Origin of the sequence: Vibrio sp. V09_P4A23P171 (assembly GCF_963875615.1) — a bacterium.
Classification (GTDB): Bacteria; Pseudomonadota; Gammaproteobacteria; order Enterobacterales; family Vibrionaceae; genus Vibrio; species Vibrio anguillarum.
On sequence record NZ_CAWNMR010000011.1, the window covers coordinates 106,113 to 129,301 of the forward strand.

The 23,189-nt window shown below is 46.7% G+C and carries 19 protein-coding genes; 9 read left to right on the forward strand and 10 right to left on the reverse strand.

Going from position 1 to position 23,189, the window contains the following annotated elements; all coding sequences use genetic code 11:
• The first annotated feature begins 11 nt into the window (after positions 1-11).
• From AACT23_RS04790 to AACT23_RS04800, 3 genes are all read left to right on the forward strand, one after another.
• A complete protein-coding gene (locus AACT23_RS04790) occupies positions 12-581 on the forward strand; it encodes a YajG family lipoprotein (RefSeq protein ID WP_026027920.1) in 570 nt (189 codons plus the stop codon).
• Positions 581-1,126 carry a peptidylprolyl isomerase gene (locus AACT23_RS04795; protein ID WP_013856167.1) on the forward strand — a complete coding sequence of 182 codons (546 nt, stop codon included), beginning with the start codon at positions 581-583 and terminating at the stop codon, positions 1,124-1,126. The genes AACT23_RS04790 and AACT23_RS04795 overlap by 1 nt, the downstream gene beginning before the upstream one ends.
• An 83-nt stretch (positions 1,127-1,209) precedes the next feature.
• A complete protein-coding gene (locus tag AACT23_RS04800) occupies positions 1,210-2,601 on the forward strand; it encodes an AmpG family muropeptide MFS transporter (protein ID WP_026029152.1) in 1,392 nt (463 codons plus the stop codon).
• 55 nt (positions 2,602-2,656) lie between these two features.
• Here AACT23_RS04800 and AACT23_RS04805 read toward each other — a convergent pair whose 3' ends face one another.
• The 3 genes from AACT23_RS04805 to AACT23_RS04815 all read right to left on the reverse strand — a co-directional run bounded on the left by AACT23_RS04805 (position 2,657) and on the right by AACT23_RS04815 (position 4,677).
• On the reverse strand, positions 2,657-3,340 hold the full coding sequence (locus AACT23_RS04805; protein WP_094129774.1) for a ChrR family anti-sigma-E factor: 684 nt from the start codon (positions 3,338-3,340) through the stop codon (positions 2,657-2,659).
• Entirely contained in the window at positions 3,337-3,939 is a 603-nt protein-coding gene (locus AACT23_RS04810; protein ID WP_047689363.1) for an RNA polymerase sigma factor, read from the reverse strand. The genes AACT23_RS04805 and AACT23_RS04810 overlap by 4 nt, the downstream gene beginning before the upstream one ends.
• Before the next feature lie 162 nt (positions 3,940-4,101).
• Positions 4,102-4,677 (reverse strand): LON peptidase substrate-binding domain-containing protein, encoded by a 576-nt coding sequence (locus AACT23_RS04815; RefSeq protein WP_026029151.1) that lies wholly within the window; start codon positions 4,675-4,677, stop codon positions 4,102-4,104.
• A 329-nt stretch (positions 4,678-5,006) separates the two neighbouring features.
• Here AACT23_RS04815 and AACT23_RS04820 point away from each other — a divergent pair, with 329 nt between their 5' ends.
• The 4 genes from AACT23_RS04820 to csdA all read left to right on the forward strand — a co-directional run bounded on the left by AACT23_RS04820 (position 5,007) and on the right by csdA (position 8,595).
• Complete coding sequence (locus AACT23_RS04820) at positions 5,007-5,795, forward strand: nucleoside-specific channel-forming Tsx family protein (protein WP_017046576.1); 789 nt, start codon at positions 5,007-5,009, stop codon at positions 5,793-5,795.
• Between the two features lie 102 nt (positions 5,796-5,897).
• Entirely contained in the window at positions 5,898-6,788 is an 891-nt protein-coding gene (gene panE / locus AACT23_RS04825) for a 2-dehydropantoate 2-reductase (RefSeq protein ID WP_094129777.1), read from the forward strand.
• Complete coding sequence (locus AACT23_RS04830; protein ID WP_019282328.1) at positions 6,785-7,384, forward strand: DJ-1 family glyoxalase III; 600 nt, start codon at positions 6,785-6,787, stop codon at positions 7,382-7,384. Before panE ends, AACT23_RS04830 begins: the two co-directional genes overlap by 4 nt.
• Complete coding sequence (gene csdA, locus AACT23_RS04835; protein ID WP_094129781.1) at positions 7,384-8,595, forward strand: cysteine desulfurase CsdA; 1,212 nt, start codon at positions 7,384-7,386, stop codon at positions 8,593-8,595. Before AACT23_RS04830 ends, csdA begins: the two co-directional genes overlap by 1 nt.
• 32 nt (positions 8,596-8,627) lie before the next feature.
• Here the strand turns inward: csdA and csdE are convergent, their stop codons facing one another.
• The 4 genes from csdE to AACT23_RS04855 form a co-directional block, all read right to left on the reverse strand.
• Positions 8,628-9,059, reverse strand: coding sequence for a cysteine desulfurase sulfur acceptor subunit CsdE (gene csdE, locus AACT23_RS04840; protein ID WP_094129784.1), 432 nt, complete (start codon positions 9,057-9,059; stop codon positions 8,628-8,630).
• 5 nt (positions 9,060-9,064) lie between these two features.
• On the reverse strand, positions 9,065-9,874 hold the full coding sequence (tcdA, locus tag AACT23_RS04845) for a tRNA cyclic N6-threonylcarbamoyladenosine(37) synthase TcdA (RefSeq protein WP_017047341.1): 810 nt from the start codon (positions 9,872-9,874) through the stop codon (positions 9,065-9,067).
• Positions 9,875-9,964: 90 nt separating this feature from the next.
• Positions 9,965-11,068 carry a murein transglycosylase A gene (mltA, locus tag AACT23_RS04850; RefSeq protein ID WP_013856156.1) on the reverse strand — a complete coding sequence of 368 codons (1,104 nt, stop codon included), beginning with the start codon at positions 11,066-11,068 and terminating at the stop codon, positions 9,965-9,967.
• A gap of 69 nt (positions 11,069-11,137) precedes the next feature.
• Positions 11,138-11,605: a DUF2850 domain-containing protein gene (locus tag AACT23_RS04855; RefSeq protein ID WP_013856155.1), complete on the reverse strand. Its 468-nt coding sequence runs from the start codon at positions 11,603-11,605 to the stop codon at positions 11,138-11,140.
• Positions 11,606-11,756: 151 nt separating this feature from the next.
• Between AACT23_RS04855 and argA the strand changes: the two genes are divergently transcribed.
• Both argA and AACT23_RS04865 read left to right on the forward strand, forming a co-directional pair.
• On the forward strand, positions 11,757-13,094 hold the full coding sequence (gene argA, locus AACT23_RS04860; protein ID WP_026027647.1) for an amino-acid N-acetyltransferase: 1,338 nt from the start codon (positions 11,757-11,759) through the stop codon (positions 13,092-13,094).
• 257 nt (positions 13,095-13,351) lie between these two features.
• Positions 13,352-13,531, forward strand: a complete 180-nt coding sequence (locus AACT23_RS04865) for a hypothetical protein (protein WP_013856153.1) — start codon at positions 13,352-13,354, stop codon at positions 13,529-13,531.
• A 114-nt stretch (positions 13,532-13,645) separates the two neighbouring features.
• On the opposite strand, the gene recD is transcribed toward AACT23_RS04865, so the two are convergent.
• The 3 genes from recD to recC form a co-directional block, all read right to left on the reverse strand.
• A complete protein-coding gene (recD, locus tag AACT23_RS04870) occupies positions 13,646-15,772 on the reverse strand; it encodes an exodeoxyribonuclease V subunit alpha (RefSeq protein WP_094129787.1) in 2,127 nt (708 codons plus the stop codon).
• Positions 15,769-19,380, reverse strand: a complete 3,612-nt coding sequence (gene recB, locus AACT23_RS04875; RefSeq protein ID WP_176428692.1) for an exodeoxyribonuclease V subunit beta — start codon at positions 19,378-19,380, stop codon at positions 15,769-15,771. Before recB ends, recD begins: the two co-directional genes overlap by 4 nt.
• 279 nt (positions 19,381-19,659) lie before the next feature.
• Positions 19,660-23,103: an exodeoxyribonuclease V subunit gamma gene (gene recC / locus AACT23_RS04880; protein WP_094129793.1), complete on the reverse strand. Its 3,444-nt coding sequence runs from the start codon at positions 23,101-23,103 to the stop codon at positions 19,660-19,662.
• Between the last annotated feature and the right edge of the window lie 86 nt (positions 23,104-23,189).

Consider the following 23,189-nt stretch of genomic DNA (forward strand, 5'->3'; position numbering starts at 1 on the left):
AGGAAATGACCATGAAAAAACTGGTTCTCGCAGCCTCAATCGCATTACTCACCGCTTGTGCCGCACCTCAGCAACAGCAAATCAACTTTATGCCTACTGCAACGACCAGCAAAAATACGGTCGTCAACAATAAAGCCTTTACTCTGGTTAGCAAAGATGTTCGATCGGCGCAATATGTGGCTTTAGTGGATAGTGGCCGCTCTAATATTGAGCCAATTCATGCCAAACAAAATGTTCGCATTGCGGTTGAGAATGCGTTGGCAGAGCAATTTAGCTCTCAAGGCTATCGCTTAACAGTGAACAGCGAAAACAATGTCACCGTTGAAATTGCAGAAGCACTAGTGACGGTAAAACACAGCGTCATGTCGAATGAAATGGATGGCAGTGTCACGCTTGAAATCACCGCGGAAACACCAAAAGGCAAATTGGTGAAAACGTTCAACGGAACGGCAAAACGTTCCGGTACACTCAGCGCTTCAAATGATGAGATTGAAATGGTACTCAACGATGTCATGAACTTGGTACTTAAAGAAATTGCCAATGACAGCGAACTTAATGGTTATTTACAGGAGCGATTTTAATGTTACGTTCTCTCGTTACGACATTAGCGCTCGTCAGTTGTACTGCGTTTTCGGCGCCCAACGTCCTAATTGAGACGAACTTAGGGTCATTTACTGTTGAACTTAATACAGAGAAAGCGCCAACGACTGTCGCAAACTTCGTAAAATATGTTGAAGATGGCAGTTATGTTGGCAGCCAGTTCCACCGCGTTATCCCAGGGTTTATGGCACAAGGCGGCGGATTTGATGCGGATTTAAAACAACTCACCACTTACGCTCCCATCAAAAATGAAGCGAGCAATGGGTTGACTAATGACACCGCGACGATCGCAATGGCCCGTACCAATGATCCTAACTCGGCTACTCGCCAATTCTTTATTAACTTGGTCGATAATGATTTTCTCAACTACAACGCTCGCCCACCGGGTTATGCAGTCTTTGGTAAAGTCACGCAAGGGTTTGATGTTGTGCAAAAAATGGCTCAACAGCCGACCAGCACGAAAGGGCGAATGCAAGACGTTCCCATCGAACCAATCGTTATTACGAATGTCACACTAGAACAATAACCATACCAACGCCGATTTATCGGCGTTTGATTTTATTGGGTCGCCTTTCGACCTAAGCTGCTTTACTGACAAGGATTCACTGTATGCCATCAACCTCCTCCTCTCTCACTTGGATGGAAACTATCCGTAGCTATCTTGATAAACGCCTATTGTGGGTATTTATGATGGGGTGTTCGAGCGGTTTTCCGTGGGTTTTGATTGGTTCAAATATGTCAGGATGGCTAAAAGATGCAGGCTTAACCACCGCTGCTATTGGTTATTTTGGCAGTGTCTTCGCAGTTTACGCGATTAATTTTCTATGGGCCCCATTGGTGGATCGCGTCAAATTACCCATTCTGACGCCATTATTAGGTCAACGCCGCAGTTGGGTATTTTTGTGCCAATCGATCATTTTGATCTGTACGTTGCTGATTGCGGGTGTCAATCCAGCCCAAAATTTGATGTTTACCTCAATGCTTGCCTTGGGCATTGCGATCGCTTCTGCCACTCAAGATATCGCGATTGATGCTTTTCGTATCGATACTTTCCCCAAATCACAAGCCAATAAGCTGCCACAAGCCTCCGCCATGGCCATCATGGGGTGGTGGACTGGATATTCTCTGCCGGGCTATCTCGCTTTTGTAAACGCCGATAGTATCGGTTGGAATGCCGTTTATTATGGCATGGCACTCTGTGTCGGGCTGTTAATGCTTTTCACGCTCTTGGTGGGCGAACCAAAAACACATCGCGAAGCACTACAGCATCAAGCGGAGCTGCGACACAATCAAGTAGTTGGTTCGAAAGTCGTCGCGTGGTTCACCGTTACCGTAATCGAACCATTTCTCGATTTCTTCAAACGCAATGGCGCGCAAGTAGCACTAACCCTGCTGTTGTTTGTCTTTTTATTCAAGATTGGCGAAGCTTTTCTTGGCCGAATGTCGATTCCATTTTACAAAGAAATTGGCTTTAGCAACGAACAAATTGGCCACTACTCGAAGTTAATTGGTTGGGGAGCAACCCTATTCTTCACTTTGATTGGCAGTATGTTTAACGTGCGATTTGGTATTGTTCGCGGCTTGATGATTGGTGGCATCGCGATGTCTGCCAGTAATTTGATGTTTTCGTGGATCGCTCAAGTTGGCCCTAATGAGCATCTGTTCTTGGCGACCATAATTGTCGATAACTTTACCACTGCGTTTTCCACCGTGGCCTTTGTTTCGTTTCTTACTGTATTAACAGGGCAGGCATTTTCAGCAACGCAATATGCGCTATTGGCCTCTCTAGGAAACTTTGGCCGCACCACGCTGGCTTCCTTTAGCGGGGAGTTGGTCGACTATCTCAATAATTGGTCACTATTCTTTATTATTACCGCACTGATGGTAGTACCAAGCCTTATCATGCTCTACTCACTGCGCCATTATTTTGCTGATTTACTGCAAAAAGCTCGGCAGAGAGACATCGATGATATTGCCAAGCAAGGCATTGATAAGCGTTAGATGAAAAAAAGGTCGTACAATACGACCTTTTTTAATTTGATGTGCCTGCTATGGACTACGGATAGAGACCTTTACCAAATAAGTTAAACACTCTCGCAACACCTTGCGTAAACAGCATCGGCTCAGTTAGCACCGTTAAGCATAAACAATCTTCATCCACTTTGGTAAAAGGGCTGTGTTTAATACTCGCATCTCTTTGAATGAAATCACCCACTTTATAATGCCCATCTTCATCACTGAAGCCACCATGGAGCACCAAGGTCGACTCAACCCCTTTGTGTGTATGCTGAGGGATCTGCACGTTGTGATTGATGTACATCAGGTTCATGCGAGAGTCTTCAGCAATATCTAGATGGGCACTAAAAACTTTACCACCATAGCTGCGCCACTCGCCTTTAAAACGAATCAGTTGGCTCAGTGTACTAGGCAGCATCACAACGCGATCATTGACTTTAATTTCTATCGGCTCAGGCTTACGCAAGGTCGATGGGTGTAGAGTATCCAGCGCCGTGATCGTTTCAAACATCTGGTTTAAATGATCATCATTAGAAACGGCCATTCTTTGTTGCGGCAACGATTGGCTCAGCAATGCTTCGGCGGCCCGAGTTTCGAAGTATTGAACCTGTTGACGACACTGAGTACAGAGTTCAAGGTGAGTGGCAATCATAATGCCATGCGCCGCATCAATTGAACCATTGGCATACTGCTGCAGTACTTCGTTGCTTGGATGGTGGCTCATAATTGCTCCGCTTGAATAGAATGTCTAAGTTTTTCAACGGCTAGTCGTAAACGCGATTTGACAGTACCGAGAGGAATATTGAACATCTCCGCAACCTGCTGCTGGGGCAGTTCTTCAAGATACACCGCCTTCACGATGGCTTGCTGAGCTTCAGGCAACAACGCCACAAACTTTAATATTTGCTCTTTTAACATGTCATGTTCAGGACAATAATGTTCAACCAAATCAGGTGGGCAGTAGTCAGCTGGCCAAATATCATCGGCATAAACATGTAACTCTCGTCCGCGCTGCTTACGCAGGAGATCAAAACACAAATTGCGTGCAATCGTGTAAACCCACGTCGAAAGCGAACTTTTTCGGTTATCGAATAGGTGAGATTTCTGCCACACCGTGGTCATGGTTTCTTGCACCATTTCTAACGCCACTTGCTCACTGCCTACATGCTTAAACGCAAACTGTTGTAAGCGAGGAGAGAAATAACGAAACACTAAGGCAAACGCCTGCTTATCACGTTGCTTGACACGTTCCATGCATTCAGCCCAGTCTTGCTTGGTGTAGCTTGGGCTTAGCGACACACTATGCTGAGAATCACTGCTCATGCTGCGCTCTTCCTTTAGGAGTAACCGTTGTTATTGGCATACAGTAGCCATAAACCTTTATACGTGAGTAATGCATACATCGATCACTCGTCGTATTCTTTTTTATGCAGAGCCACTACTACAGAGCGACTTCTCGTTTAAGTTTACTGCACGCTTTCAAAGTTAGTGTGAGACTTCGATTACCTGCAATAAAAAGTCAACCGCACTGTGCGCGTCATCCTGCCTCATTAAATCATCAAATTGTTGAATCGAGATAGGGAGCAGCTCTAGCCATCGCTGCGCCACCCAACTGGCATCATCAAAAAAACAGTGCGAATAGAGCTCGCCAAGCTGAGGGAATTGCTGATAAACCGCTTGTAGCTGGTGGCTTAAATACCATTCGTGAGGTTCTAAATCTCTTACTGGCCAACTGGGCAATGACGTGACCTGAGCAACTCGCAGGCCATCAAATTCGCTCACTACTGACTCTATTTTAAAGCGCTCCATTCCCATCACGGTTAATCCTAACATCCCATTGTCGAGCGCTTCAAAATCAACAATCTTAACCAACATCCCAAATTTAGATAACTGATTTGCTTTATTGCCTTTTTTATTATCAATCAAACAAATCCCAAATGTAGAGTCAGACTGGCTGGATTGAGTGACCATCCTCTTATACCTTGATTCAAAGATCCGTAGCTTCATTTTCCCTTCTGGTAAAACGATTGAAGCTAAAGGAAACAGCATCAATTTCTTCATCATTCATCACTCTTCATCATGCCCGTCAATAAATACGTTGAAGATTACAAAACGATCACTAACTAAAAATGTTGGTTTATCGATTTGCATAAAACAATACTAAAGCAAACGTTTAAGTGATTAAAATCACATTAAAGATGCAAGCGAACGAAATATTAATTTAGTTCCGAGCAAATATTCATTAACGTGACCGTAGTCACTAAGTTTGTTCACTTTTGCATTCGCAATCACTTTTAATTGAGATTTTTATCGTTATTATTCGGGCCAATTGAACGCACATCAGAAATATACGTGTGCTGAATTATGACAAAACATAGAGAGTCCCCCTTATGCGTAAATCACTTCTAGCTCTAGGCCTAATGGCTGCAACTTCTGCTCCAGTTATGGCCGCTGACTATTCAGATGGCGACATCCATAAAAACGATTACAAATGGATGCAATTTAACCTAATGGCTGCAATCGATGAATTACCAGGTGAGTCATCGCATGATTACCTAGAGATGGAATTTGGCGGCCGCTCAGGGATTTTTGATCTGTACGGTTACGTTGATATCTTTAACCTGCTAAGCAACCCAAGCAGTGACAAAGAAGGTAAAGAAAAAATCTTTATGAAATTTGCACCTCGTATGTCACTAGATGCACTTACAGGTAAAGATTTGTCTTTCGGGCCAGTGCAAGAGTTGTATGTCTCTACGCTAATGGAATGGGGTGGTAACTCTGGCGTTAACACTCAAAAAGTGGGCCTTGGCTCTGATGTGAATGTGCCTTGGCTAGGTAAAGTAGGTTTAAACCTGTACGGTACTTACGATTCAAATAAGAAAGATTGGAATGGTTTCCAAATCTCAACCAACTGGTTCAAGCCTTTCTACTTCTTTGAAAACGGCTCATTTATCTCTTACCAAGGTTACATCGATTACCAATTTGGTATGGAAACAGGTAAAGGATACGCAACATCTAGCGATGGCGGTGCTATGTTTAACGGTATCTACTGGCACTCAGACCGCTTTGCTGTGGGTTACGGTCTAAAAGGTTACAAAGATATCTACGGTATCAAAGATACTGATGGCTTCAAGTCAACTGGCTTTGGTCACTACCTAGCTGTGACTTACAAGTTCTAATCGAACCTAAGTTTTGGCAAATGGCGCTCTCGAGCGCCATTTTTATTGCTTTCCATTTCTACCTCATTATCCTTGGTGCAAAGTCAACAATGGAGAGGTGTTATGAATATCGTCGTGCTTGGGCCGGGCGCGGTTGGGTTGCTTTGGGCGACAAAGCTGCATGCTGCTGGACACCGCGTTTCATTATGGGGCAGACAACCTCAATCTTCACTTTCCATTGCTTTAGATAAACAGGCGTCTATTACCCTGCCCTACAATGATCACAGCGCGCTCTGCCATGCCGATCTCTTACTGATTACTGTTAAGGCTTGGCAAGTCGAGCAAGCGCTCACTCCACAGCTGAAGACACTCAATCGTGACACCATTTTGCTATTTATGCACAACGGCATGGGCGCGCTTGATTCGATGCAGGATCAACTGAATGACTTTCCTATTGTGCTTTCAACCACTACGCACGGTGCACTCAAGCCGTCAATGAATCAAGTATTGCATACTGGCAAAGGCGTAACTCAATTAGGGGCTTACAACGCCCAAGGCAAGCAGTGTCAGTTTCTAGTGGATGTACTTCAGCATGCATTGCCAAACGTAATGTGGAATAACACGATTGAAGAAGCACTATGGCATAAGCTTGCAATTAACTGCGCGATTAACCCGCTCACCGCGTTAGAGCAATGCCGCAATGGTGATTTAGCCGATGAACGCTTCCAACGGCCGTTGGCAAATATTGTTGCAGAAGTCGCCGATGTCATGAGCGCTGAAGGCTTTGCGATCACTCAATCATCACTGCTTGCTAAGGTTAAGCAGGTGATTCAAGCCACAGCAGAGAATTATTCGTCAATGCATCAAGATATTTTCTATCAACGTAAGACTGAGATAGACTTTATTACGGGCTATTTACTGAAGAAAGCAGAGCAACATCAGCTCGCAACACCAGAAAATAGTAAGTTATATCACGCCATTCAACAGATAGAACACAGCTGGAAAAGCCAATGAGTAAACGAATTTTAGTCCCGATAGCAACGGGCTGTGAAGAGATGGAAGCGATCACCGTGATTGATATGATGGTCAGAGCTGGCTATCAAGTCGTGGTTGCCAGTGCTAATCTCGACGGGCAATTGATGATGAAAGCCTCACGCGGAGTGACATTAACCGCAGACTGTAAACTGCAGGATGTGATCGATGAAGAGTTTGACGTGATTGCGCTGCCCGGTGGCGTTGGAGGCGCTGAGATCTTTCGTGACAATCCAGTGCTAATCGAAATGCTCAAGCAACAGCATAACCATGGTCGATGGTTGGCGGCTATTTGTGCCACGCCAGCCTTAGTTTTGCAACATCATCAGCTTTTCCCGCAAGCGATCATGACAGGGCACCCGGCTTTTCGCGATCATATCCCCACTGATTTATGGCGAGATCAACGCGTAACCATCGATACAAACCATCAATTAATCACCAGCCAAGGGCCGGGAACAGCACTTGAGTTCGCGATGGAGATCATCATATCACTCTCAGGTAAAGCACACGCATGGTCAGTTGCACAGCCAATGGTGACACTGGCAGCATTGAATTATCACAAGTTAGGTGAGCAATAATGTTTGACGTGCAGACCATTCGCGATCAATTCCCCGCACTCAATCAAGCCGTGGATGGCGAAACTCTGATTTATCTAGACAGCGCCGCTACCACGCAAAAGCCACAAGTGGTGATAGATGCCATTAGTCATTACTACAGTACACAAAATGCCAATGTACATCGTGGTAGCCATCGCTTAACGGCCAAAGCGACCAGCGATTTTGAAGCGGCGCGTGACACTATGGCTCAATTTATTGGCGCATCATCTCGTAAAGAGATTATTTGGACTCGCGGAGCGACCGAAGCGATCAACCTGATCGCGCAGACTTACGCACGTAATACATTGCAAGCCGGTGATGAGATTCTAGTCAGTGAAATGGAACACCACGCCAATATAGTGCCTTGGCAAATCGTCGCGGCTCAAACCGGAGCAAGCGTCGTCAAAGTCCCCATCACGCCAGAGTGCCACTTTGATCTTGAGGCTTTTCAAGCACGGCTATCGAATAAAACCAAAATTGTCGCCCTAGCCCATACCACCAACGTGACGGGCACGCGCCAACCGATTGAAACTGTAATTAAACTAGCGCACCAAGTCGGCGCTGTGGTCGTGATTGATGGCGCGCAAGGAATTGTGCATGAAACTGTCAACGTGCGCGAACTCGACGCCGACTTTTATCTCTTTTCTGGGCACAAGCTTTACGCTCCCGCTGGCATTGGCGTTCTGTACGGAAAATTAGCGCTGCTTGAAACAATGCCTCCATGGCATGGCGGCGGCAAGATGGTAGAAAAAGTCTCGTTTGAAGGCACAACATTTGCCGAACTGCCGGGGAAATTTGAAGCAGGCACACCGAATGTCGCAGGGGCGATAGCCCTTGCCAAAGCAATCGAATGGTTACAAAACTGCAATCGGACGGCCGTAGAAACTCACCTGCATAGATTACAAGCACGTACTTATCAAGCCCTGCAACAGCTCGATGATATTCGCGTGATCGGCTATCAACCGAATGCCAGTATTCTCAGTTTTGTGATGGATGGCGTTCATCATCAAGACATAGCCACCCTACTCGATCAGCAAGGCATCGCGGTTCGCTCTGGCCATCACTGCGCTCACCCATTAATGGATGCGCTCGGATTAACTGGCACCGTGAGAATCTCGTTTGGTATTTACAATACCGAACAAGAGGTTGAACAGTTGATCGCCGCCATCACTAAAGCGGTTGATATGCTGTAATAATTCCCCCTTTCATAAAAAGGGGGAGATGCTCAGCTTGGATCGATATTTTTTATCTTATCGACAATTGCTTTAAGGCCATTACCACGTGAAGGACTTAAATGGGCAATCAAGCCTATTTTTTCAAAATAAGCATCCACATCAAACGCTTGAATTTGTGCGTAGGTCTTGCCGTTGTACGCAGCAAGGACTAAAGCAATTAAACCACGCACAATCCGCGCATCCGAATCGGCACAGAAAAACCATATTCCTTGGTGCTCCTGCCCCACTAACCATACTTGACTCTCGCAGCCTGCAACACTGACTTGCTGCGATTTCAAAGCATCAGGCATCGCGGGCAATAACTTCCCCCACTGGATCACTTGTCGATAGCGATCTTCCCAGCCAGTAAAATTTTGCATGGTCGCCACAATGTCATCAGCGCTAATCTCACGACCAAAGGGGGAGGCAGGAAAAGGAGTCATTAACGTTACACCTTATGTTTCTGAATTAACTTTTCAACAATGCGCGCTACGGCAACAAAACCAAAGGTTGCGGTAACAACCGTCGCAGCGCCAAATCCGCTGGCGCAATCCATCCGCTTTGGCCCTTCTGCGGTTGATTTCACCGCGCATACACTGCCATCGGCTTGCGGATATTTGAGCTGCTCTGTCGAGAACACGCAATCAATACCAAACTTACGCGCAGGGTTTACAGGGAAATTATGGCGATGACGAAGCGTATCTTTGAGTTTTTTTGCCAATGGGTCTTGAATCGTTTTGGTTAAATCCGCGACCTTGATTTGAGTTGGGTCAACTTGACCACCCGCACCACCGACGGTAATCACTTTAATTTTATTGCTACGGCAATAAGCCAGTAGTGAAGCTTTCGCTTTCAAACTGTCTATCGCATCAAGCACGTAATCGAACGTTTGACTCAAATAGCGGTGCTGGTTATCTGGCGTGATAAAGTCATCAATTAAGTGCAGCACACACTCAGGGTTGATGAGCTTGACCCGCTCGGCCATCACTTCAATCTTACTTTGCCCAACCGTACCGCTCATCGCATGGATTTGACGGTTGATGTTGGTGACGCACACATCGTCCATATCAATCAGCGTTAACTCGCCAATGCCGGTGCGCGCCAATGCTTCGACTGCCCACGAGCCAACGCCACCGATACCAATCACACACACATGCGCAGCACGCAGTATTTCAACCTCACGATTTCCATAAAGGCGACGAGTGCCTCCGAAGCGTTGGTTGTAGCTATCTGAAGCGGGGGTATCGAGTTCACGCATAATTAAAAGTCCGATTGAAAGCGATAGAAAAATAAAGAGTGCGATTTATACGCACTCTTTATTTAAAAGTCTAGGTCGAAACCTGTGTCACTATTGTAGCTTTTCAGGCGGCAATGCCCAAGGCGCTTGTGTGGCTGAGTTTTCTAACCCCAGTTTCCAAACGCGACCAAAATGTTTGTAATGCCCAGCTTCCGTTCCGGCGCGCTCGCCCATGCCATGGTACAGATCGAGGTGGTTATCTTTTACCGCGCCGCCCGTATCTAGCACAATCAACATTCTCAACTGATGAGCGCCACTCCATGTACCATCGGCATTGAGCAGCGGCACTTCTGCTAAAATAGGTGTGCCCATTGGAAAGATGGAACGATCTCCGGCAACCGATGCCATCGGCAGTAGTGGAATACCGGCAGAGCCAGTGACAGGGGCTGCCGCTTTGGGCGCAAAAAAGACATAGGAAGGATTTTGCTCTAGCAGCTCTCTCACCGTCGGTTCATCATTGGCTAGCACCCATTCCTTGATCGCTTTGAGTGACATTTTCTCTCGTGTCACTTCACCTCGTTCAATCAAGACTTTGCCAATACTGATGTAGGCTTTGTTATTCTTACCCGCGTAAGCGAAGTACTCAAGCGTATCGTCATCTTCAAAATGCACAAAACCACTGCCTTGCACCTCCATAATGAAAGGGTCAATCAGGTTCGCCGCATAACCTAACTCAAGCCCTTTTTCAGCTAACGCACCATCATAAATTTGCGCACGCGTTGGGCAATCGGCCGAACATTCAGGCAAACCAAATACGGGATATTTGAATATTTCATCCGGTTGATGGCGAAGCTCCATTACCGGAGAAAAATAGCCTGTGAAAAGCACATTACCTTTTTTATCGCCACCACCAAGCTGCGCCGCTTGTATTCCAAAATTCGCCAAATCTTGTGGATCACCACTTTGCAAAATCCATTCACTGATCTGTTGATACAAAGGTTGATAAATCGCTGCCATCGACGCCGAGCGAGTCACCACTTGTTCGCTCTGTTTGGAAAATTGCGTAAAGTCACGTGGCGTATTGGACTGCACCGTGTCTACTTTGTTGAGCGCTTTAGAGAAATCACCATCCAAATATTGCTGAGCACGGTCGGTCGGTTGCGCACAACCAAACAGCAGCAGTACTGCCGCAAGAGGAAAAATTTGCTTAATCACAGAAGTTATCCGTTATTTGAGTTGCTAAAAGCATGACAAACTCGCGCCTAAACCGCAATCAGCGAATTGTTAACGGAGGTTTTTTTGGTATTTTCCTGACAATCGGAAGGTTGGATTGTAGTGCGACGACGACATTTGTGTCATTTCGGTATTGTTATCATCACGCATTTTGTAACGATAGCTCGTATCACCAATCTGGTATTCTAAAAAATGACCATCAAACTCAAATGAAGTGGTGAGTACTCGGCCACTACTGATCACGCCTGCTTTCCCCAATTCAATTCGTTTGGCTGAATAAGGGGCAACATACTGCTCAACCCAAACCCCATACACCTCATCTTTTGGCGAAAAATAGTTTTCCAACCGAGTAAAGAGATCACCGTATAGCGACGCGACGGAAAGCAAGCCAATCATCACAACCAGCATCAAGCCTCGTTCAATGTACTTACGTCTTCGCAAGTTTGTGAACTGAGGCGTAGCCGTAAGGCCTACGTTTTTTGTCATTTTCATGCGACTCAACTCGTTGGTTTTGGCCATATTTCGCCTTTATTGGCAAGCAGTCTAACGTGTCCTAAATCAGAGATAAAATCGGCGATTGAATAATTGCACCAAACTCAAAAAACCACTTGCCGATACGTGAATAAAAAGTCATTATTTGAACATATTTAAACATTAAGGTGCTCTCAGAGTGAAAATTCGCAGTACAGCTCTCGTTAAAGGATTTAGACAATCTGCTCCCTATGTTAACGCTCACCGTGGTAAAACCATGGTGATCATGCTCGGCGGTGAAGCGATTGCCGATAAAAATTTCGCTAATATCATCAGCGATCTCGCACTGCTGCATAGCCTTGGTGTCAAAATTGTTTTGGTGCACGGTGCTCGCCCACAAATCAATCAAATTCTGGCGACACATCATTGCTCCACTCCTTATCACAAAGGCATTCGGGTCACTGATGAGGAAGCGCTCAGCTTAGTCATGCAAGCCGCGGGGCAGCTCCAACTCGCTATCACAGCACGCCTTTCAATGAGCTTAAATAACACGCCAATGGCAGGAACTCAGCTCAATATCGTTAGTGGTAATTTTGTTATCTCTCAACCATTAGGTATAGATGATGGTGTCGATTATTGCCACAGTGGCCGCATTCGCCGTATTGATATTGAAGGCATCAACCGTATGCTTGACCAAGGTTCGATCGTGCTACTGGGGCCAATTGCGAGTTCCGTCACTGGCGAATGTTTTAATTTGCTCTCTGAAGAAGTAGCCACACAAGTCGCAATACGCCTAAAAGCAGATAAGCTGATCGGTTTTTGCTCAGAGCAAGGCATTATCGATGAGCAAGGCAATGCGATTGCTGAACTGTTTCCATCTGATGTTGAACGGATAATGCAGCGTATTGAAGCAGATACCGACCAAGTTCAGGATAATAGCTCAGGTACCTCACGCTTTCTGCGTGCCGCCGTTTCAGCGTGCCGTGCAGGTGTGCCACGTAGTCACTTAGTCAGTTACAAACAAGATGGTGCTTTGATCCAAGAGTTGTTCTCTTTTGACGGGATCGGCACTCAGATCGTCATGGCAAGTGCCGAACAAGTCCGTCAGGCACAGATCGATGATATCGGCGGAATTTTCGATTTAATCCGCCCGTTAGAAGAACAAGGAATATTAGTACGGCGTTCACGTGAGCAGTTAGAGCAAGAGATCCACAAATTCACGATTATTGATAAAGATGGCTTATTGATTGGTTGCGCCGCGCTTTACCCTTACCCAGAAGAGGGCATGGCAGAAATGGCGTGTGTCGCTATTCACCAGGAGTATCGGGACGGCAACCGCGGTTTATTGTTACTCAATCACATGAAGCAACAGGCAAAATCGATGCGTTTAGATCGTCTCTTTGTTTTGACAACGCACAGTTTGCATTGGTTTAGAGAACAAGGTTTTTATGAAGTCGGTGTGGAATCGTTACCGATAACTAAACAGAGTTTGTACAACTATCAACGCCGTTCAAAAATTTTAGTCCTGACGCTCTAACGTCAGGATATTGTATTTATTCGTTAAGTTATGGTGAATAGTTTATCTTTGATCAAGTGCAAACGTTTTCATTGTTTTGTATACAAAATAAGCGCTTTATTTAACTTAATATTATGTGTAGAATCCGCCGACATCATTAATGATGTACATTTAATGAACAACACAGGAACTTGGCTTTATACCGATTGGTCAGATACCAGTAGGTCGGCTTGCACGGATTGCTTTTACTACGACACGTACTTAAGAGCAAAAATTCTATGAAAACTGTTATTTGTAACTCACTTCAAAGCTTTTGGGATATGGCTGATAACCAATTCCTTGAAGGCCAACATGTGCATTGCGTATTTCCCGTTAACGACAAGCTACGAGTCTTTATACTCAGCTCGCAAGATCGTTATAAAATCAGAAACATCTCTTTTACTCATGCTTTCGCATAGCAGCACACCAAATCAGTAATTGAGCTTCCCCCAAACAACGGAATGAATTGAACATACCATGTAAACTTCAAACTGTGTGGGGACAGCTCAAACTCGTTTATCCTAGTTGCTGATTTACGCTAGTCTCTTGTCTAATCTCGTAACTAAGCCGCTGGCTCGCTGCGTTTTTATCTTGAGCCCTCGTTTCATCGTTCCCATGTCAGCAAAAAGCATCAGCTGCTTCTTGGCGCGCGTAATGCCAGTATAGATAAGCTCTCTGGTCAATATCGGGCTAAAATCAGGCGGTAAAATCATCAGCGTTAGCTCAAACTCACTGCCTTGTGATTTATGAATGGTCATCGCATAGGCTGTTTCGTGCTCTGGTACGCGGCTTGGTAAAATAGCTTTCACGCTACCATCTGGCAGCTCAAAATACACTTTCAAATGCGGTTCTTGCTCGCTCGTATCAAGCATGCATATGCCGATATCACCATTATACAAACCTAGCCCATGATCATTACGCGCCACCATCACGGGTCGGCCGTGGTACCAAATCTCATCTTGAGTCTTGATCAACTTACGTGCGACCAGCGCACGTTCAATGCGTTGATTCAAACCACTTACCCCAAAATCCCCTTCACGAATAGCGCAAAGCAAACGGCATTGATTAAAGCAATCCAATACGGCTTTGGCTTTTTGGGCTTGAGTTTCCAAAGCGTCAGCACCAGAACTCTCGATGCGCGTGAGATAACGACCATACTCCTTGACTAAGGTTTTCAGCATTAGGTTATAGCTTTCACTGCTGAGTGAGTGGTGCGTAATATCAGCATAATTACGTTTTAACACCTCATCCACCATAGCCACTTGCCCAGCATTGATCGCTTTTGCTAATTGACCAATGCCTGATCGGACATCAAAGCGGTAGCTTTTTTGCAGCATGCATAAGCTGTCTGAAATCGGGGTTGCGTTAGGGTGTGAATGAGCAATCAGTGTTTGATAGCCTGTTAACTTAGCTAGGTACTCGCTGTGCGCTCGGCTGTAGCCTAAGGTTAAAAATGAACAAATGTCCCCCAGCACAGCGCCCGCTTCGACTGACGCGAGTTGGTCTTTATCACCTAATAAAATCAAGCGTGCGTGTTTGGGTAATGCCTCGATTAACTTGACCATCATCGGTAAATCGACCATCGATGCTTCATCAACCACCAATATATCCAAATGCAGCGGGTTACGCTGATGGTGACGAAACTCAACACTGTTAGGTATGACGCCCAATAAACGGTGAAGTGTGCTCGACTCGGTGGGAATCGCCGCTTTCAACGCCGGCTCAACCGCCAGTTCAGCCACCGCTTTACCGATCGATTCCGTTAAACGTGCCGCAGCTTTACCCGTTGGTGCGACCAATTTAATGGTGGGCGTCTCACCTTGCTGTTGGGCTTGGGTAATCAAAGCGGCTAGTAATTTGGTAACCGTGGTGGTTTTACCGGTTCCCGGCCCGCCAGAAATCACGGCAAAGCGGCGTGTCAGTGCCACTGCCGCTGCGACTTTTTGCCAGTTGATGCAAACGCTTTGCGGGATCAGCGTCTCTAATGCTTCGAGTTCTTTCGCCGTACGTGCTTGGCTAATGACTTGATCAATCTCATTCCAATTAAGTTCATCGGCGTTGACCACATCCAGAAAATCACACACTTGTTGCTGGCGTGCTGATGCATTGGCTGTCTTTGGCAATTGGCGAAGCGCATGGAGCAGAAAGTGGTATTGACGCGCAAACAGTGTATCGAGCAGCAATTTTAGCTTTTGGACATCAGTAGGCTTTAGGCTCATGGGTGTCCCAAAGCTGATTAAACGCTGTGCTAAGGTAACTTCATAATGCCAATAACGGTGTAGGTATAAACGTTGCCCATCAAACATTAAAGGCACCGCTTCCCCTTGTTGTCCGACTAAGTCTGAACGGTTGAGTAGCCAAGGCCAATCAATCGCCAATAGGTGCTGATTGACCGCCAATGCTGCCTCACCAAACAAGCCTAACTTAGCCGCGAGATCAACACCCTGCGCCGTTGAAGCATCCACTAAAGGTAAGCAGATATGTCCCTTGGCCAATTCAGCACTGACCACCGCGGCAATAAATCCGAGCGCTTGGCTATGTTCAGCGCCAAGTTGCTGCTGGCTTTTTTGTTCGATAAAACGCGCGAATTGGTAATCTAACTGACGCATAGCGCCTTTTTCCGCTAACTGCTTAAGCGTTGTCATTAGCGTACTGCTCATAAATCTAACTCCATTTGCCCTGCATCGGTCGCGCGAGTATCTACGGTTTCTCCATCAATCAATCTGTCCATCTCATCAAGCAGTTCAAAGCTCGGTTTGGTTGAGAAAATCCCATGCTCAGACTCGCCATCCATGCCGCGCAAAAAGAGATAATAGACTCCGCCAAAATGGCGATGGTAGTCATAGTTTGCTAGACGGCTGCGTAGGAATCGATGCAGCGCCAATGCGTAGAGTTGATATTGTAAATCATAGCGATGCTCTGCCATCGCCGCTTTCAAACGCTCGCCATGATAGGCGCTCACATCATCCCCCAAATGATTCGACTTCCAGTCCAGCACGTAATACTTTCCTTGATGCTCAAACAGCAAATCAATAAAGCCCTTCAGCATGCCCTGCACAGTGTAAAAACCAAGATCTCCAGCTTTAGCCGACAGTGGATCATGGCGTTGAATGACACGGTTCAATGCAGGAGCGCTCAGTACTTCTATCGGTAATAGAAATTCCATTTCAACCAAGCGCTGAGTGGCGGTTTTTTGGTTCAAACGCAACGTTTTGCCATCTAAAGGTGTCTGTAACACGGTATCGACCAGCGTTTGTAATACTGGTAACCATTCAATATCGATTTGTTCTCGCACCAGTAAATCAAGTATCACTTTTTGGTTAGCATCGCTGCTAGCAGGCTCAGTAAACTCTACCTCTTCAAAGAGAGAATGCAAAAAAGTACCGGGCGTTGCACCGCGTGGAAAAGTGAAAATGGAACGTTCAGGTTCAACCAGTAAAGTTTCCGCTTGCTCATCAACAGAGTCGATATCAAAGCCTGAGACTTCTAAACTCGCGTCGTGGCTAGCGTGTTTCACACCTTGTTTTACCAACCCAGAATAGCTGGTCATTCGCCAAAAACGGTCAATCTGCGCTTGCAGTGTTTTGGCACTCAATACCGGCGTCTCGACGCTCAACGCTTTAAACGGCTCAGGCTGATCGGCTGGTGGCTCAGAAACACGAATGTATTGATTAGATTGAGCGTGCAACGCAGCGTGAAGATCGGCAATGCCTGCGGCTTGACCATTTTGCAGCAGATAGCCAATGGCACTTAAATGCACACCGGTTGGCTCTTTGGTGGAGCGGCCATTACGCAGCGGCGCAATGCCGATAAAACAGCCATACACAGCACGAGTCAGCGCTACATAAATCAAGCGCAGATCTTCCGCAAGCCGCTCTTTATCTGCTTGCTTGAGAGAAGCTTCACTGGCGGTAATATCCAGCACAGTTTCCTCATTCACGGCATCATGATATTTGCCTTCACTTGCCTCACGATAGCTGACCACAAACGGCAGAAACACTAAGTCGTATTCCAAACCTTTCGATTTGTGAATAGTGACGATCTGCACTAGGTTGCGTTCGGATTCCAAACGTTGAATTTGATCATCACGGCCCCCTAGGCCATGCTCGGCGTCACTGATAGCTTGTGCCAGCCAACGCAGTAAACCGTGATCGCTATCAATCTCTTGTCGCGCTTGCTGTAGTAGCTCACCGATGTGCATAAAATCGGTCAGTGAGCGCTCACCTTGCGGCTCTTCCAACCAACGTTCAGCGACGTGACGTTTGCTCATCACACTGCGCAACATAGGAAGCACGCCGCGCTCAAGCCACAATTGGCGATACTGTTTAAATTCGTTAACCGCGCTTTCCCATACCGATTCGTCGTTGTTTAAATCATCCAAGCTGGCAGCATCTAAAGCGAAAAGTGGTGAGGCCAAACAAGCCCGCAAGGCGCGATCATGTTCAGGAGTCAGTACCGCTTGCAATAGACGCTGTACATCTTGTGCTACCTCGCTGCTAAAAACACTATCGCGGTTCGAGAGATAAACACTGGCAATGCCTTGCGTGGCGAGCGCCTCTTTCACCATACGACCTTCATTACCCGTTCGAACTAAGACCGCGATGTCGCCTGCTTGCACGCTCTTTTGCCCTTTAGCAGCATCAAAGTACGCTTGTTGATGCTGCGCGGCGCTCAAAATTGTCTGAATTTGGCTGGCGCACGCTTTGGCCATGCATTGCAGGTATTCGCCTTTTGGCAACGGGCTGTCTTGCGTTTCTTGCAGCCAATAGGTGAGCGCTGGTTGCACGGTTCCGTTAAGCCACCATTGACGCTGCTGCGCATTTGGGCTGGCTTCAACGGGTAAAAAGGGAATGTCTTGGTCGTAGATAAAAGCACTATCAGGCGTACTAAAAATCTGATTGACGGCATTGACCATATTCGCGCTAGAACGCCAGTTGGTCCCCAAGGTGTAGTGTGCGCTCACCTGTTTACGCGCTTTGATGTAGGTAAAAATGTCTGCACCACGAAACGCGTAAATCGCTTGTTTTGGGTCGCCAATCATAAACAAACCACATTCAGCCTTAGGCAGATAAATGCGGCTAAAAATACTGTATTGCAGCGGATCGGTATCTTGGAATTCATCGATCATCGCAACGGGGTAAAGGCTGCGAATCCGCTCAGTCAGTATGCCCAGCTCATCATTATCTATCGCGGCAGAAAGCTGAGTGAGCAAATCATCAAACGATAACCACTGCTTTTGTGCTTTCGCTTTGGCAAGCATGGCTCGGCAATGAGTAATAGCGTGCGCCAGCAGCGGCGCTTCTAAGCTGATGGGTTGTTGCAAAAAGAGCTCAATGGTCGTGAACAGCACATGTTGCGGGGGTTGACCTTTTTTCGACTTAGCCTCCAACGCGCTTTGTGCAAACTCTTGTAATTCACTCGGTAGGTTCAATTCATGCTGTGGGTTGCTCGCCCACAACGCTAACCCTTCTAGCCGTTTCAGTAACGCTTTCTTGGTTGCTGCATGCAAATCTGAAGCTTCAATGCACGGCGGTAAATCATCGCATGAATCAAGCCACTGCTTTTTTAACGACTCTATGCGTGACAAGCACGATTGATAAAGCGCGCTTAAATCGCCACTCATCGCTTCAACAGAGAGCGTTAGCGCCGAGCCAGTTAAATAGCCACTGATTTTTTCAAGCAGCGCCGCTGGTGATGACCATAAACGGCGCACTTCCGCAGCAAGCTGAATCGACAACGGATAGAACTGACGACGCCAATAATCCGCGACCACTTGCGCTTTTAGATGGCTTTCATCGGTCACAAATTCGTTATTAAAACGGCTTCCCGATTCAAACGCATTTTGGGTGAGCATACGCTGGCAAAAGCCGTGAATGGTATAGACTGCCGCTTCATCCATCTGCCGTTCCGCTTGCAGTAATATTTGCGCCGCTTGCTTGTGATGACTGGTTTGCTCAAGTAGCGGTTTGATAACAGGGTCATCACTGAAACCGCGCGAAAAAGCGATACGCGCCTCATGAATGCGCCGCCGAATACGGTCGCGAAGCTCAGCAGTGGCAGCTTCAGTAAAGGTAACCACTAGAATTTGATCGACCGTCAGTGGCACTTGATGACGTGACTTTGCATCACCATGCCCAAGTAACAGGCGCAAATACAAACCTGCAATGGTGAAGGTTTTACCTGTGCCCGCCGACGCTTCGATAAGCCTTGCACCGTGCAGCGGGAACGTAAGGGTATTTAATGGTGTTGTGACCGTAACCGGGGTCATACTCATAAACAGTTAGCCTTTGAATACGCAAGCGAATGTGATCGCGCTTGAATAATGGTATGAATAATCAAAATAAGTTTATAAATTAAGACGTTGTGAGATCTTTCTCACGGTTCGCCAAACGGGCAGCCTTTACTATCAGCGCCACGTGTTTCGTAAATCTCACGATGATGCGAACCAACAAAATCATGGTCCCTCTGACCTGTGGCCGTACAGAAAACGCCCTACACAATAATGATTGACTGGCGGCCACTCTACTTTCCAAGCAGTTATCCATCGCTAAACATCCTGCGCCACTTGAACCCACAATCGTGGCCCTTGCATCACCAATGTGGCAAATAAACGCACCTGCTCAGCTAAGGCTTCATTCCACTGTGGCCAGATCCGCGCTATGTAAACATTGCTTCCTTCACCGTGGCTCATGTAACTTTCATTAAAGGTATCGGCCATTTTCTTGAGCGATTTGTCGCGATCATCAACCCATTGACCACGGCTGAAGCCAGCTTCCACACAGGCTAACGCGGTTTTTGGAAAGTAAGCGAGCGGTGCTGTCATACCTTGATAAAACAAACCCACCAGTTCTGCGAGCAACGCTTTGGCTTGTTCGGTATCAGGCATGGGCGGATAAATAAAATGCTGCACACCTTCTTTACGATCGTAGCCCATCAAATGAGTAGGTTGACTTTCGCCCATCGCCGCTAGTGAGAGATGATCAATCCACGCGGCTAAATAGTCCTGCGCGCGAATCGAACCACTGCGGTAGCGCACTAAACCGGATTGATAGCGCTTAGTCAGCCACCCCGTCAGTTGTACGTTTTTGCCTTCACCAAACAATTCAAATCGCAGATCGATCTCTTGGTCATCAAGTGGCGAATGGCATAAGAAAGCGATTCTTTGCGCCAATTCTTGTGCTTGCACGCGATTAGTTTCAAATTCCAAGGATCCAAAAGCACCAATCGGTAACTTTCCTTGCGCGCGCTGCTGGTCAATGAATCTCTCAAGGGCATGCGGTGAATTGGGTTGTTCAAGCAGCAACTCTAGCAGTTCATCGCGTAACTGGTAGCTCTCTAAGCCATTTAAGGCAAAGGGTTCATCATCTTCCATTACTGGTAACGGAGGCTCGAACGTCACTTTAAGGCGACGGTTAAAGAAATATTGCACAGGCAAACGCCAAAACCGTTGCAGCTCAACCAGATCTAAACTGACAGGAAAGCTCGCCCCTTGTAAATAATCGCTCAGGGCGAGATTAAACTCACCACTGGCTCGCCCTTGCCGACTGGCGGCAGGTAGCCACTCTTTGGCATAGCTACCGGTTTTACTCAAAAAAGCATTAGGGCTAAAAGGCACCATGGCGTGAGTGGTCGTTAAAGCACAGGCTAAATTTTTGGCCGATTGATCGCTGCCAAGCGCTTCATCACCGACCAAACAGTAATTTTGTTGGCAATACTCTAAAAGCTCAGAGACCAACACCGAAGGAACGCGTTCGGTATTATCTTGAATTGAGCGTCCGACGTAGCTGATGTACAAGGTTTGCTGCGCCGAGAGCATCGCTTCTAAGAACAAATAGCGGTCATCGTCACGCCGCGAGCGATCGCCAGCGCGGGTGCGACCGTTCATCAAATCAAACCCTTCGGCTGGCATAGTGCGCGGGTAAACGCCATCGTTCATTCCTAGTAAACAAACGGTTTTAAAAGGGATGGAACGCATTGGCATTAAAGTACAGAAATTGACTTGTCCCGCCAGAAAACGCTGGCTGATGCGCGTACCTGACAATTTGTTTTGCAAATATTGAGTAATAATACTTGGCGCAAGTGCTTGCTCATAACCGGCCTCGGCCAGTTGATCTTTTAACTGCGACAAGGTGTCGCGAATCGACTTGAGTGCGAGCTCCCCTTCCAACTCAACCTTGAAAAAAGCGCCAAGCATCTCACCGAGCAAGCGACGCCACTCGTCGACGCTTTGGGTTTGTGCTAACTGCTCGCGGTAATGGCTCACTTGCTGAATAAAGTGCGCTAATTTACCCGCCAATTCAGCGTTCATGCCTTGCACTTCATTATAAGGCGCGAGCGTCACTTCGCCTTGCGTAAATAAACCCGCTGAGGCAGGCATGGCATAACCAAGTAACATGCGCTCAATCCCGAATTGCCAAGTATTTTGCTCGGTCTGCGGCAACTCAAATTGTTGCGCGGTGCTAGCATTAAGCCCCCAGCGAATGCCTGACTCTTCTACCCACAATTTGGCTTGCGCAAAGTCTTGCTCATTAAGCTCAAATTTTGCCATCATCGCAGGAGTTTCAAGCAGCTCTAATAACTCTGACGCTAGGCAGCGAGAATCGGGTAAATGCACTAATTGCATAAATGCCGCTAAGATTGGGCTCTCTTGATCTGCCGTACGGTCTGAAATGGAGTAAGGAATAAAGCGCTCACCCGGCGCGTTACCAAATACTGCCGCAATGGCTGGGCTGTAGGCATTGATGTCCGCCACCATCACAATAATATCGCGCGGTTTCAGTTCAGGGTCAGCATCAAACATTGCCAGCAATTGATCATGCAACACTTCCACTTCTCGCATCGGGCTATGGCAAGCATGAAGAGTGAGCGATGGATCATCCAAAGCAATCACTTGTTTGTGGTCGCTACTGTCCAGTTGACTATCATCTCGATGCTCTTGCAAATGTAAAATGTCGGCCTGCAACTGATGCAATAAGTTATCGCGTGGCAGATCAATAAAAAATTCGTGCTCTTCATTTTCCGTTTGGGAGAGTAAAAAAAGATTATCGCGCCCAAGTTTTCCCATCGAGGCTAATAACTCATTGCCAACCGCAGCTTCAGTATGCAATTCATCCACGAGGTTAGCTTCAATGTCACCTTTAAGCGGCGAGCGTTGCCCTTCAAACTGAATCTCATCACCTTGTAAGGCGAACGTTTTACGTAGCTGACTGTGCAGTCTGGCGAGCGTTTTTCTATCTCGAAGATCGCCCCAATAATGCTGACAAGGGTTGGTAAACATCAAGTGAACATCAATCTGATCGCCCAACGCTTTGAGTGCATCCATATAACGAGGCGGCAGTGACGAAATACCGAAAATAAACAAACGTTTAGGCAGTTTGGTTAAATCAACCGAGCCACGCGCAAGCTGATCAATAAAGCTTTGATAGAGATTGGCACGATGGTAGTGCGACTGGCCTTGATCTAGCGTGTATTGATATAAGGCTTGCCATAATATCGGCTGCCATGGGTGCTCATCACCAATCTCGCTCACGTCATCGCCCGACTCCCACTTGGCAATCCAGTCGGGGCGGTAGACTAAATAACCATCAAAAATATCGGCAATTTTCTCGGCCAACTGATAGAGCTTGGAATGGTCATCATCCTGTTCAAGATAACGCTGCAAAGGGGCAAAGGGGTCGAGCGTGAGCAAGGTTGGCAACAGATGCATCAGTTTCCACGTCATCGCTTCTTTGTTAAAAGCGCTGCGCTTAGGTACATCAGGTAACACTTTAGTGAACATGTCCCAGATAAAGGTCGCCGGTAGAGGAAACTCAAGGTTCGCCGCCACACCGAGCTCTTTCGCTAAGGCCATTTTGAGCCATTGCGACATCCCCGGGCTTTGCACCAAGATCTGCTCTTTCTCAAAGGGGTTGGCTAACGGTGCACTTTTGATCAAATGCACGAGTAGGATCTTTAAGGTATCGACTTTATTGGAATGGTAGACAGTAAACAAAATGCACTCACGCTTTTCTTGTCACAATAAGGACTGAGATTAGCATAAGTGCATTCTATACTTGAGAATTTTATGTTTTGAATTGC